This is a genomic window from Micromonospora sp. NPDC023644 (assembly GCF_040640115.1).
Taxonomy (GTDB): Bacteria; Actinomycetota; Actinomycetes; order Mycobacteriales; family Micromonosporaceae; genus Micromonospora.
This window is the reverse complement of sequence record NZ_JBFABA010000087.1, coordinates 1-13,004: the sequence shown is the minus strand read 5'-3', so window position 1 is coordinate 13,004 and position 13,004 is coordinate 1. Positions and strand designations below refer to the sequence as shown.

Here is a 13,004-nt window from a genome sequence, read left to right as displayed (position 1 = left end):
CCCCGCCACCTCGTACCCCACAGCATCATCGCCCTGCCCCACCTCCCCCTCACCCGCAACGGCAAGATCGACCGCAACGCCCTCCCCGCACCGGATCCCACGACGATCCGCTCCGAGCCGCCCAGCGACGCCGTGCAGCGGCAGCTCGCCGGGATCTGGGCGACGGTGCTGGGCACCTCCGTCGCGGGCATCGGAGCCCGCGACGACTTCTTCGCCCTCGGCGGGCACTCCCTGCTGGCCACCCAGGTCACCGCGCAGGCCGCCGCCGCGTTCGAGGTCGATCTGCCGGTCGCGGCGCTGTTCCGGGACCCGACGATCGCCGGTCTGGCCGACGAGCTGCGCCGCGTCGAGCGACGGCCCGGCTGGGTGGACACCGTGGCCGGCATGCGTGAGGCCGTCGCCGCGCTCACCGAGGACCAGGCCCGACGAGCGCTGGCCGCCGCCACCCGGCCCGACCAGCCGTACGACCAGACAGGAGCACCGCGATGAGCGGCCCGTCGCCCGACCCGGTCGCCGCGCTGCTGCGACCGCCGCCCGGCTGGCCGGCGCAGGAGCACCGGCAGCTGCTGGTACGGCTGCTGCGCGAGCGGCTGCCCGCCGCGCCGACCAGTCCCGCCACCGTGGCGCAGCGTCAGCTCTGGTTCCTGCAACAGCTGGAGCCGACCAGCACCGCGTACCACATCCTGACTGTGGTGCGGATGACCGGTGAGCTGGACCTGCCGGCCCTGCGCGGCGCGCTCGCCGCGGTCACGGACCGGCACGACCTGCTCCGGGCCACCTTCGCGATGGTCGACGACGAGGTGGTCGTGCGGATCGGTCCCGGCGCGCCGGTGCCGCTACCGGTCGTCGACCTGGGCACGACGGAGGCCGTGACCCGCGAGGAGCGGGTACGCGCGGAGCTGAGGAAGGCCCACGACGAGCTGTTCGACCTGGCCGACGGCCCGCTGCTGCGGGCGGTGCTGATCCGGTGCGGGGCCGCCGAGCACCTGCTCGCGGTCACCGTGCACCACATCGTCTTCGACGGCGGGTCCCGCCCCGTCTTCTGGGAGCACCTCGCCACGGCGTACGACGCGCTGCGGGCGGGGAAGGTGCCGGACCTCGATCCGCCGGTGCCCGACGACGAGGACGACGAGGACGACGTCGCCGACGCGGCGGACCCGGACGCGGCGTTGGCCTACTGGCGCGAGCGGCTGGCCGGCCTGCCCGACCTGGACCTGCCGGGCGTGCGCGACCGGGTGTCCGGGGCGCTGACCGCCGGGCGGCGGCTGGACGTCCCGCTCGACCGGGCCGTGACGACCGCCCTGACCCGGCTGGGCCGGTCCCGGCGGGCCACCGCGTTCATGACGCTGCTGGCCGCGTACCTGGTGCTGTTGTCCGTGCGCACCGGCAGCAGCGACGTCGCCGTGCTGTCGCCGACGACGGGCAGGACGAGCGAGGCCGACGAGAGCCGGATCGGGTACTTCGTCAACACCGTGGTGCTGCGCGGCGACCTGGCGGGGAACCCGACCTTCGCCGAGGTGGTCGACCGGGTGCGGGAACTGACCCTCGGCGCGTACGCCCACATGGCGGTGCCCTTCGAGCGGATTGTGGACGAGGTGCGGCCGGCGCGGGTGCCGGGCCGGATGCCGTTCTCGCAGTTCGCGTTCAGCGTGCAGGGCCGCCCGGCGCCCCCGCCCCGGCTCGCCGGCCTGACCACCGACTGGATCGACGTCGACACCGGCACGGCGAAGTTCGACGTGCAGTTGGACGTCCTGACGGACGACTCGGGCGGGCTCGTGGCGGCCTGGACCTGGCGCGACGAGCTGTTCGACCCGGCGGACCTGGCCGCCGTCGCCGAGGACTTCGCCGCGCTGCTGGGCGCGGTCGCCGCCGACCCGGAGGTCACCGTCGACGCGCTGCCCGTGCGGCGCCCGGCGCCGGTCCCCGACGCGCCGACCGCGAAGCCGACGCCGACGCCGCGTGTCCGGGCGGGCGCGGCGGCGTCCGGCACGCTGGTGCACCTCGGGGGGCCGACCGACCGTCCGCCGCTGGTCCTGCCGCACCCGGTCAGCGGCACGGTCGGCGCATACGCCGAACTCGCCCGGCTGCTGCCCGGGCACCACCTGGTCGGCATCGAATCGGCCGCCGACGCCACCGGTGACTCCATCGACGCGCTCGCCGAGTCGTACCTGGCCGAACTCGTCGCCCGCTGGCCGGCCGGCCCGTACCGGCTGTGCGGCTGGTCGATGGGCGGCCTGCTCGCGTACGAGATGTCCCGCCGGCTGGTGCGGGCCGGGCGCCGCGTCGACCTGCTGGTGGTCGTGGACACCGCGCCCGGGCAGACGCGCTCCGCCGACGCCGGGACCGACGATGCCGCGATGGCGGCCCGGTACGCCGCGGACCTGGCCGCGTCGCTCGGCCGGGAGCACCCGGCGCCGACGGCCGCGACGCTCGCCGCGCTGCCGGTCGAGGAACAGACGATGCTGCTGCGCCGGTGGCTGGTGGACGCGGGGGTGACCCCGGTGGCGCTGCCGGTGCGCGAGGTGCGCCGCCGGGTGGAGACCTTCGCCCGGCACGTCACCGCCGTCGCCGGATACCGGCCGGAGGGCGCGGAGCTGCCGGTGACCGTCGTCCAGGCCTCCGCGTCGCCGCGCTGGCAGCCGCGCTGGGAGCGGTACGTCGGCGCCCGGACCACCGTGCACGAGTACGAGGGCGACCACTACTCGCTGCTGCGCCGGCCCACGGTGCAACGGATCGCCGGTTGGCTGGCCCGGGCGCTGGACGGCCGGTGAGTGGTGGCGCCCGGCCCTCGGCGGGGAGGTGCGGCGCGGGGAGTCGCCGCCCAGGCCCCGGCGGGCGTCCCGGGCGGGGCCGGTCGGCGCGGTGTCGCCGGGCGGGTGTCGCCGGGCGGGGCGGAGGCGGGCGGGTGCCGTCAGGCGGTGCGGGCGCCGGCCGCGAGGGGCTGATCCGGCGACTCCAGCCCGGCCTCCAGGCACCGCAGGGTCTCCGCCAGCAGTTCGTCGGTGCGTCCGGCGCTGTAGGAGGAGGCGGCGGCGTACAGCTTGACCCGTAGCCGATCCTCGCCGTCGAACTGGTCGAAGTACCCGCCCAGACCGGCGGTGTCGTCCAGCGCCGAGGTGCTGTCCAGCTCGATCGCGGTGGCGGTGGCGCCGGGCCAGTCGATCGCCCGCAGCAGGGAGTAGTTGACCGAGACCGGGGCCAGCAGGTGCACCGGCGCCCCGCGCCGCTTCAGCTCCACGACGACCCGTTCGAAGGGGACGGCCTGGTGGCCGAGCGACTCGGCGGCCTGGTGGGCGACCCGGCGGCTGAGGTCGGCGAAGCCGATCCCCGGCGGTACGTCGACCCGCAGGACCGCGGCCTGGCTCAGTTGGCCGACGACGCGTTCGCAGTCGAGGAACGACCGCATGTCCACGACGAACGCCACCCGGAACGACCGGGCGGCGGCGGGCTCGCCCAGCGCGCCCAACAGGGCCGCGGTGTACGCGGCGAACGGGGAGACCCGCAGGCGGCGTACGGCCGGCACGATCCCGCCGGAGGGGACGTCCGCCTGCGCGAGGTGGCCACCGGGGGCCGGGGGCGGCCCGTCCGGTGTCGCGTCGAACGGGTCGGTCAGGTCGGCCCCGGTCCGCACCGGGCCGAGCCGGCCGAACGTGTCGAGCCACCAGTCCAGGTCCTCCTCCGCCTGTTCCTCGCCCAGCTCGAAGAGCCGGTCGAGGACGTCGTCGATCGGCTCGGCGGCGGGTGGCTGGCCCGTGCTGGCGCCCAGCTCGGCCCCGTAGAGGACGGCCAGGTCGTCGACCAGCAGATCGAGGGACTGGTGGTCGAGGAGCGCCATGTGTGCGCGCAGCAACAGGTAGGAGCTCCCCGTGCCGGTCCGGGCCAGCGAGACCGCCCAGCACGGCCCGGCCCACAGGTCCACCGGCCGCCGCAGGGCAGCCTGGCACCAGCCGACGGCGGCCCGGTCGTCGGGCACCTCAACGACCTCCAGGGCGGCCCGATCGCGACCGTCGCGCAGGACCACGTACCCGTCCCGCTCGGCGAACGCCCGGCGCAGCAACGGATGCGCCTCGTCCAGCCGCCCGACGGCGCGACGCAACGCCTCGACGTCGACGTCGCCGCCCAGGCGGTGGCACACCTGGGTCATGAGCGTGGCGGGGCCGACCCGGGCGTCGAGACGGCACAGGTACTCCTGGTGTTCGCTCGTCTCGAAATAGTCCCGCACCCGAATCCCCCGGAATGTCAGATGGCCCCGGCGGACCAAATATCAACTGATTTGCGAACTGACTAGATCGCCTACCGACGTTCCGGGAGACGCATTTCAGAGGGTCGTATCAGAATTGCCTCGGAGACCGTGGTCTCCATTTTCCAGCTGTCAGGCGAGCCGGCTCTTGCGGGGCCGAACCACGAGGTCGATGTCCACCAGAGTCGTCGCCGTGTAGCAGTGAGCACGCATCTTGACTCCCATCCGGAACCGCCGGGGTCCACTGTGGATAGACGCTAATATCTGGATCCCGACTCCGCAACCCGTAGTTTCTTCTCCCGTAACCGGGGCCCACGCGGACAATTACCGCCCGCCGCTCTCCGCTCGCGGGAAGTGATGTGGCGCGGACGGGAGGCGGGCCCGACCGGCGTACGCGCCCCGCACGACCGGACCCCCTGACGGCCCTTTACCGCGTCTCGCCCGCCATCGCCCGGCGCAGGCTCAGCGGGCGCATGTCCGTCCACACCGAGTCGATGTGCTCCAGGCACCGGGCGCGCGGCCCGACGAAGCCCTCCTCCCGCCAGCCCGCCGGGAGCTCCCGCCCGTCCGGCCAGACCGAGTACTGCTCCTCGTCGTTGACCACGACCCGACAGATGTCGGCCGGCTCGGTCTGTTCCACGCTCATCGTTCTCCTCCTCGCACCCCGGACGCCTCGGCAAGGGCCCGGTCGATTCCGGCGATCCCGGCGGTCAGCTCCTCCTCCGTGATGGTCAACGGAGGGAACAGGTGCAGCCGGTTGCCCGCCGCCAGCGGCCAGACGCCCTGCCGCTTGCACGCCGCCAGGACGGCGGCCATCTCCGGCGCCAACGCCCCCGGGGCCGCGTACGGCGCCAGCGGCTCGCGGGTCGCGCGGTCCCGGACCAGCTCGACGGCCCAGGCCAGGCCGACACCGCGGACGTCGCCGACGACCGGGTGGCGCTCGGCCAGCTCCGCCAGCGCCGGGCCCACCACGTCCCGGCCGAGCGCGGCCGCCCGCTCGACCAGGTTCTCCTCGCGCAGCACCCGCAGCGCCGCCACGATGGAGGCGCAGGCCAGCGGGTGCCCGGAGTAGGTGAGCCCGCCCGGGTAGCGGCGGCGGGCGAAGTGGGCGGCCACGGCGCGGGACAGCAGCACCCCGCCGACCGGCACGTAGCCGGAGTTGACCCCCTTGGCGAAGGTCATCAGGTCGGGCACCACGCCCCAGAGGTCGGTGGCGAACCAGCGGCCGCAGCGGCCGAAGCCGGTCATCACCTCGTCGGCGATCAGCAGGATGCCGTGCTCGTCGCAGAGCCGGCGGACGCCGGCCAGGTAGCCGTCCGGCGGCACCAGCACGCCGTTGCTGCCGACCACCGGCTCGACGAGGATCGCGGCGATCGTCTCCGGTCCCTCGTAGCCGACGAGCCGACGCAGGTGCTCCAAGGCCCGTTCGCCCTCCTGCGCGGCGTTCTCGGCGTGGAACTCGCTGCGGTACGGGTACGGACCCATGAAGTGCACGGCGCTGCCGCTGGCCGTGTCGACCGGCCAGCGGCGGGGATCGCCGGTCAGCGCCAGCGCCCCCGCAGTCGCCCCGTGGTAGGACCGGTAGGCGGCGAGCACCTTCGGCCGCCCCGTCACCACGCGCGCCATGCGCACGGCGTGCTCCACGGCCTCCGCCCCGCCGGTGGTGAACAGGACCGTCTCCAGGTCCCCCGGAGCGACCTCGACGATCGCCCGGGCCGCCTCGTCGCGAACGTCGACGGCGAACGAGGGCGCGATCGTGCACATCCGTCCGGCCTGCTCACGCAGCGCCGCCACCAGGGCCGGGTGCTGATGGCCCAGGTGCAGGTTGCCCATCTGGGCGTGCAGGTCGAGCCAGCGGTTGCCCTGCTCGTCCCAGAACCAGCTGCCCGCGCCGCCGGCCACGCGGACCGGATCGACCTCCTCCTGCGCGGACCAGGGATAGAAGACCGGCCCGGTCACGACGCCTGCCGTTCGCGGACCAGGTCGACCTGCTCGCCGAGCGTCGGCGCCGCGAACACGTCCTGGAGCGAGAGCCGGACCTGGTACGCCTTGCGGATCCGGCTGATCAGGCGGATCGCGAAGAGCGAGTCGCCGCCCAGGTCGAAGAAGTCGTCCCCGGGGTCGACGCCGTCGACCTTGAGCAGGGCGGCCCAGATCTGCCCGAGCTGCTCAAGCACCTCGGCGCGGCCGTCGTCGCCCGCCGGCCCGGACGGCGCGGCGGTCGGCTGTGCCGTGTCCGGGGCGGCCTGCGGCGTGGCGGTCGGCTCCCCGGGGGCGGTGGCGGCGGGCACCAGTTCCAGCCGGCCCGCCGTGCTCCACCGCACGGTCGCGCCGGTGTCCCGCATCCGTGCCCCCGGCGTCCCGGCGTACGGGTCGTCGACGTCACCCACCCCGGCGATCCAGAGCCGCCCGGGCGTGTTGACCGGCACGGGCCGCGCGCGGTCGTCGAGCACGTAGCAGCGGGCCACCGCCGGCAGGTCGTCCCGTCCGGCCAGCTCGTCCGGCAGCCGCGCCGGGTTCCAGCCGTCGAGCACGGCCCGCAGCTCCCGGCGGGGCATGACGGACACTTCGCCCACCGACCGCTCCTGGTCGGAGACGAGCTGGTCGAGCACGGTCAGCAGCGAGTCGAGGATCCGCTGGACGGTGGCCCGGTCGAACAGGGCGAGGCGGAAGTCGAGGCTGCCCACCATCCGGTCCTCGCCGACCTGGTTCACGGCCAGCGCCAGGTCGTACTTCGCCGAGGTCCACTCCGGCGGTTCCAGCCGGACCGCCTCGACCTCGCCGAGCCGGAACCGGTCGGGCACCGCCCGGCCGAAGCGGACGGACACCTGCACCAGCGCGGAGACCGCCGGGTCGCGGCGCGGCCGCAGCTCGCCGACCAGCGTGTCGAAGGGCACCCGGCGCAGCTCCAGCGCGGTCAGCACGGAGCCGCGTACGTCGTGCAGGAACTGGGCCACGGTGGCGTCCCGGTCGACCCGGATCCGCAGCGGCAGCAGGTTGACCAGGCAGCCGATCAGGTCGCGGGTCGAGGGGTCGTCGCGTTGCAGGCTCGGCGTGCCGATCAGCAGGTCGTCGCCCGCGCCGTACGCGCTCAGGGTGCGGGCGAACGCGGCGGTCAGCAGGGTGAACGGGCTGGTCCGCGCGGCGGCGGCGGCCGCCACCAGCCGGGCGGCGAGCGCGTCGTCGACGGTGAAGCGCACCGATCCGCCCCGGTGGTCGAGCACCGGCGGCCGGGGCCGGTCCGTCGGCAGGGTGATCACCTGCGGGGCCCCGTCCAGGTACCGCCGCCACCGGGCGAGCTGGTCGGCCATGCCGGGCCCGGCCAGCTCGGCCTGCTGTCGGCGGGCCACGTCGGCGTACCGGCCCGGCACGTCCGGCAACCGGACCGGCTTCCCCTGCGCGTACGAGGGGTAGAGCCGGGCCAGTTCGGCGAAGAAGATCTCCGCCGCGGTCGGGTCGGCCGCGACGTGGTGGACCACCAGCAGCAACGCCGTCCGGCCGGCGGGCAGCAGCACGGTCGCGACCCGGATCGGCCACTCCCGGCCGAGGTCCCACCGGCGGTCCCGGAAACCGGTCACCCGCTCGTCGCTCGCCCAGCCGTCCGCGGACGCGTTCGTGAGGTCCAGCCGCGCGATGGTCAGCGGCGCCGCCGGGTGGATCCGCTGGACCGGCTCCTCGTCGATCTCGACGATGGTGGTCCGCAGCGCCTCGTGCCGTCGGACGATCTCGTCGACCGCCGCGTGCAACGCGCCGGTGTCCACCGGCCCGGTCAGTTCCACCGCCGCGTCGAGGTGGTACGCCGCCCCGCTCGTGCCGGCCTGCTCGGCCAGCCAGATCGCCCGCTGCGCCACCGAGAGCGGGGCCGTGACGTCCTCGGGTCCGGCGTCGCCGTCCCGCCGTTCGGGCGCCACCGCGCGGGGCAGCTCCAGCGTCGGGGCGGCGTCGGCGTCGTGGCGCACCGTCAGCACCGGCGCGACGTCCCGCACCACGGTCAGCGCGTTGTCGGCGTCCGCCCCGGTGATCGCCAGCCGGATCCGCTCGCCCGCCGCGAAGTGGTACGCGATCGGGTGCAGCTCGATCTCCAGGCGGGAGTCGTCGGGCCCACCGTGGAGCTGGCCGCAGCCCTCGGTGACGTACAGCGAGGTGCCGTCGGGGGCCACCGACTCCAGGAAGGCGAAGACGTCCGCCGGGCCGTCGGTGGCGCTGGCCGTGAGCCGCAGCACCGGGGCGCCGACCAGCTCGACGGCCTCGGTCAGCGGCGGGGAGGTCCAGCACAACGCCCGGGTGTCGTTGTCGGTCATGTCCGGTCGCTGGAAGGGCGAGCCGTAGCCGCTGGCCCACCGGCTGGTCTTGCCGGACGTGGTGGCGTAGTCCACCTCGTACCGGCGGGCCTCGCCGGCCCGGGGCTCGCGCCCCAGCTCGCCGGTCGGGCCGAGGTGCCACGTGCCGGTCGTCGCCGGCTGCGGCGGCCAGGACCGGGCGGTGCGCCACGCGTCGGCGCCCAGCACGTGGTACCGGACGGCCGGGCCGTCCATGATCCCGGTGTCCCTGCCCCGCAACCAGTGGTCGAACCAGCGCAGGTGCTCGTCGGCCAGGTTGTAGCCGGCGCCGCCCAGCACACCCCCGGTGTGCGCCCAGGGGCCGATGACCACCCGGTGCGGCACGGTCAGCCGACGGGCCCACTCGGTCGCGTCGCGCGCCCAGACATCGTGCCAACCGCCCAGGTGGTAGACGGCGACCCCGGAGGCGTTGATCGCCTCCAGCAGCGCCGACGGGCTGCGGGTCAGGTACGCCGCCTCGCCGGTGTCGGCCAGCCGCGACTCGCGTCCGGGCAGGCCGGCGAACATCGTCCGGACGTCCCGGTTCGGCACGTGCTGGGCGCGGGCGGCGGCCAGCAGGAGGCCGTCCGGGTCCTCGTCGAGGGGGGCGACCGGGCCGCGCAGGTCGAGCTCGCGCACGTCCTCGCCCCAGGCGCGGGCGAAGTCGTCCCGGAACACCCCGCCGTCCCAGGCGAAGCGGTACAGGTCGAACAGCGCCATCTGCGGGAAGATCGCCACCAGGTGCGGCGGGGCGGTGCTCGCGGCGAGGTACTGCGACACCCCGAGGTAGGAGCGGCCGAACATGCCGACCCGGCCGTCGCACCAGGGCTGGGCGGCGATCCACTCGGTGACGTCGTACGTGTCGGTCGCCTCGGCCGTGCCGAACGGACCGTCGCTGGTGCCGAACGACGCGCCGCTGCCCCGGCTGTCCACCACCACCACGACGTAGCCCCGGGCCAGCAGGCGCTGCGCGACCGGGAAGGCCCGCAGCGTCACCTCCCCGGGGACCACCTCGGCCACCCCGAGATCCTCGATGTCGGTGAGGTCGACGTCGGCCAGTTCGGTCCGCACCACCGCCAGGAAGTCGTCGCGGCCCGGGCGCGGCGACACCTGGTGGTAGCGGTCGTGGGCCCAGACGACCGGCGCGGGGTCGCGCTGGCCGACCGGCCGGAAGACGTACGCGGCCAGCCGGATGCCGTCGCGCGTCGCCACGTACCGGGAGTGGCAGGTCCAGTTGCGGCTCATGCCAGGTCGGCCCGTCCGTAGAGCTCCCGCGCCGGCACCCCGACGTCGGCGCAGCGTTGGAAGAACTCCGCCATCTGCTTCAGCTGGTACGACTCGTCGGTGTAGTTCGTCGCCATCACGAACACCAGCCAGGGCTCCCGGCCCATCGCGTACACGTACGCCTGCCGGGCCCGCAGCCGCCGCACGATGCCCATCGCCTCGACGGCGTCGGAGCCGTTGAGCTTGCGGCTGCGGCTCATCTTCTGGTCGATCCGGCGGGAGAAGAGCGGGCCGTACATCCAGGACAACGGGGCGCCGTCGCACTCCATGCCGAGGAACGCCATGTCGACGTCGCCGATCATGTCGTGGATGTGGCCGAACAGCGCCGGGTCCACGCAGCGGTTGTCCGCGCCGAAGTACAGGTTCTTCCCGCCGGTACGCACCGAGTACGTCACCTTCGCGGCGATGTCGAGGTCGCAGTGCTCGCCGACGAACGGGCAGACCACGATCTGGCCGTCGGGCAGCTCGATGGTCTCGCCCGGCTCCACGTCGACCACGTTGGGGAAGCCGAGCGCCTCCAGGCACAGCCGCAGCGACGGGTCCTGCAACGCCCCGGCGGCGGTCTTCGGCACGACCACCGTGCCGATGCGGTGCCGCAGCTTCAGCAGGGTGGCCAGTTCGAGGTGGTCCTGGTGCCCGTGCGTGATCAGCACGTAGTCGATGACGTCGGGCAGGTCGGCGTAGGCGTACCGGTCGCCGTCGCCCAGCGCGTCGGAGAGGAACGGGTCGGTCATCACGGTGACCGGGCCGGACTGCACCACCACGCAGGCGTGCCCGAAGTAGCGCACCCGCAGCCCGGGCCCGTCCAGGTTGCGGTCCGGGCTCCCGCCCGGCTTGGCGGAGAACAACCCGCTGAAGGTGGCCAGGTCGGCGTCGGAGACGTCGAACGCCTCCCGCAGCTCGCCGAAGGGCCGGGCCGTGGTCATGGTGGAGAAGAGCAGGTCGATGCGGGGGTCCCGCAGCGGCATGGTGGCCTGCACGTGCCCGTTGCCGGGGAACCGGGGGGTGGTCATCGCGAAGGGCCGCTCGTCGCCGGTGGCCAGCGACAGGTCCACCGAGTGGGCGGTCTCGTCGAAGTGGCGCGAGCGGTAGAGCATCCGCTCCGCGAGCCGGATCCGGGCGTGGTCGTTGAGGTCGTAGACCAGCTCGACGTAGCCGCGCAGGGCCGGCGGGATCTCGCCGTAGCGGGGCGTCAGGTCGAACCCGTCGGCGAGCTTCTCCAGGTTGACCGTCAGCTCGTCCATCGCCGCCGACAGCTCCGGCATCGGCCCGTCGGCGAGCCGGGTCGCCAGGTCGGACACCCCGTCGAGCTGGTCGTCCTCCAGGTCGACGAACATGCCGCCGCGCAGCTTCGGGTCGCGGGCCGAGCGGCGGTGCAGCGCCGGCGCGTCGAGGAACGAGCGCAGCAGCGGCACGTGCAGCTTGGCGAAGTTCATCGCCGCCGGCACCGGCGAGACCAGGTTCAGCCAGGCGTAGTACCGGTGGATCAGCGGTTCCAGCGCCAGGTTGGGCCGGGCGTGGACGAGGTCGTGGCTGGCGAAAGGCTGGTTCATCGCTCTCCCCCGGTCGGGTCTACCCGCAGTCGGTCACGGACGGTCCGGACGACCTGCGCGAGGTGGTGGAAGTCTTCGTCGTCGGCGGGGGTGTCCAGCACGAAGGTGTGCACCCCGGAGCGGATCATGGCCAGCAGCCGGTCGACGGCGCCGGCGTGGTCGGCCACCAGGTACGGCCCGTCCGCCTGCCCGGAGCGGAACGGCGCGAGCCGGTACGCCGGGTCGACGGTCACGGCGCCGTGGCCGGCCTCCGCCTCGGCGAAGAGCCGCTGCTTCCAGACCGAGTCGGTGTTGGCCATGGTGACCGCGGTGATCTTCGCGCCGTCCGGGTCCTCCGGGAAGCGGGCCTCGGCGGCCCGCTCGGTCTCCTGGGCCGTCGCCCGGGTCAGCAGCCCGAAGTTCAGCGCGCCGGGCGGCGCCGCGTCGGGGTCGGGCCGGGCCGCCGTCAGCATCTGGATGCTGGTGGCGCCCACCCGTTCGGCCACCTCCCGGGCCGCCGGGGACTGTCCCGCGACGAACAGCCGGGGCAGCAGGTGCGCGGGCAGCCCGGGCGTGAGCTGCAACCGGGACACCTGGTAGAACCGCCCGTCGAGGCTGAACGGGCGGCGGCTGCCCAGCACCCCCATCATGATCTCGACGTACTCGGCGAGGCGCGCGTACCGGTCGTCGTGGTCCAGCCGGTCGCCGAGCGCGTCCAGGTCGCTGACGGCGGTGCCGGTGATCAGGTTGAGGTCGATGCGCCGCTGGTAGAGCAGGCCGAGCGAGGCGACCATCCGGGCCGCGGTGAACGGGTGCTGGTAGACGGGGTTCACCGCCACCAGCGGGCTGAGCCGGGTGGTGCCGGCCGCCGCGGCGGTCGCCAGGACCCAGGGGTCCAGCACCGCGCCGCTGCCGGTGAAGATGAGCACCCCGTCGAGGTCGGCCGCGTCGGTGCGGCGGATGACGGACATCGCCGTGTCCGCGTACGCGGTCAGGTCCCGGACCCGGGGCACCACGGTGATGAAGCTGACGTCGGGCACGGCCTCACGCTCCCTCTTCGGTGACCGCGGCGAGCGCGGCCCGGATCTCCTGCGCCTCGCGCAGCTTGCCGTCGATCACCTCGGCGAGCGCGGCGACGGTGGGGGTCTGCAGGAAGACGCCGAGTTGCAGCTCGACGTGGAAGGCCTGCGCGAGGTCCCGCAGCGTCCGGGCGGCGCTGAGCGAGTCCGCGCCGAGCATCAGCAGCGAGTCGTGCGGCCCGATCCGGTCCACCCCGAGTCGGCGTCGCCACACGGCGGCCACCGCCTCCTCCAGGACCGAGCCGGTGCCCGGCTGGGGGTCGGCGGCCGGGGCGGCCGGCGTCGGGCCGGCCACGGGCGCCACGGCCACCGGGTCGACCCAGTGCCGGGAGCGCTGGAACGGGTACGTCGGCAGGCCGACGCGACGCCGCGACGCCCCGTCGTGCAGGGCGGCCCAGTCCACCTCGACGCCCTGGCGCCACAGCTCGCCGAGCGCGCCGAGCAGCCCACGGAGGCTGCCGGCCTCGTCGAGCAGGGCGGACGCCGACGCGTCGGCCGGGCCGACGACCAGGGTCAGGTCGGCCTCGGCGGGCGCCGCGGCCGACGCGGG

The 13,004-nt window shown here is 74.7% G+C and carries 9 protein-coding genes; 2 read left to right on the top strand and 7 right to left on the bottom strand.

Annotated features, from left to right (window positions below; translation table 11 throughout):
- The coding region (locus AB0G08_RS29260) for a phosphopantetheine-binding protein (protein WP_358093927.1) at positions 1 to 489 on the top strand (489 nt) is incomplete at its 5' end.
- Positions 486 to 2,771 (top strand): condensation domain-containing protein, encoded by a 2,286-nt coding sequence (locus tag AB0G08_RS29255; protein ID WP_358093923.1) that lies wholly within the window; start codon positions 486 to 488, stop codon positions 2,769 to 2,771. The genes AB0G08_RS29260 and AB0G08_RS29255, both read left to right, overlap by 4 nt.
- A gap of 140 nt (positions 2,772 to 2,911) precedes the next feature.
- On the opposite strand, the gene AB0G08_RS29250 is transcribed toward AB0G08_RS29255, so the two are convergent.
- The 7 genes from AB0G08_RS29250 to AB0G08_RS29220 all read right to left on the bottom strand — a co-directional run.
- Positions 2,912 to 4,222, bottom strand: a complete 1,311-nt coding sequence (locus AB0G08_RS29250; RefSeq protein ID WP_358093920.1) for a condensation domain-containing protein — start codon at positions 4,220 to 4,222, stop codon at positions 2,912 to 2,914.
- A 445-nt stretch (positions 4,223 to 4,667) separates the two neighbouring features.
- On the bottom strand, positions 4,668 to 4,886 hold the full coding sequence (locus AB0G08_RS29245; protein ID WP_358093917.1) for an MbtH family NRPS accessory protein: 219 nt from the start codon (positions 4,884 to 4,886) through the stop codon (positions 4,668 to 4,670).
- Positions 4,883 to 6,199, bottom strand: coding sequence for an aspartate aminotransferase family protein (locus AB0G08_RS29240; RefSeq protein ID WP_358093914.1), 1,317 nt, complete (start codon positions 6,197 to 6,199; stop codon positions 4,883 to 4,885). Before AB0G08_RS29240 ends, AB0G08_RS29245 begins: the two co-directional genes overlap by 4 nt.
- Entirely contained in the window at positions 6,196 to 9,804 is a 3,609-nt protein-coding gene (locus tag AB0G08_RS29235) for a CocE/NonD family hydrolase (protein WP_358093911.1), read from the bottom strand. Before AB0G08_RS29235 ends, AB0G08_RS29240 begins: the two co-directional genes overlap by 4 nt.
- Positions 9,801 to 11,396, bottom strand: coding sequence for an MBL fold metallo-hydrolase (locus AB0G08_RS29230; protein ID WP_358093908.1), 1,596 nt, complete (start codon positions 11,394 to 11,396; stop codon positions 9,801 to 9,803). Before AB0G08_RS29230 ends, AB0G08_RS29235 begins: the two co-directional genes overlap by 4 nt.
- Positions 11,393 to 12,415, bottom strand: coding sequence for an LLM class flavin-dependent oxidoreductase (locus AB0G08_RS29225; protein WP_358093905.1), 1,023 nt, complete (start codon positions 12,413 to 12,415; stop codon positions 11,393 to 11,395). Before AB0G08_RS29225 ends, AB0G08_RS29230 begins: the two co-directional genes overlap by 4 nt.
- Before the next feature lie 4 nt (positions 12,416 to 12,419).
- Positions 12,420 to 13,004: phosphopantetheine-binding protein (locus tag AB0G08_RS29220; RefSeq protein WP_358093902.1), on the bottom strand; the 585-nt coding region annotated here is incomplete at its 5' end.

Coding starts and splice junctions, on each gene's coding strand:
- AB0G08_RS29230 (WP_358093908.1), bottom strand. CDS start 11,396: ATGAACCAGCCTTTCGCCAGCCACGACCTCGTCCACGCCCGGCCCAAC.
- AB0G08_RS29245 (WP_358093917.1), bottom strand. CDS start 4,886: ATGAGCGTGGAACAGACCGAGCCGGCCGACATCTGTCGGGTCGTGGTC.
- AB0G08_RS29255 (WP_358093923.1), top strand. CDS start 486: ATGAGCGGCCCGTCGCCCGACCCGGTCGCCGCGCTGCTGCGACCGCCG.
- AB0G08_RS29235 (WP_358093911.1), bottom strand. CDS start 9,804: ATGAGCCGCAACTGGACCTGCCACTCCCGGTACGTGGCGACGCGCGAC.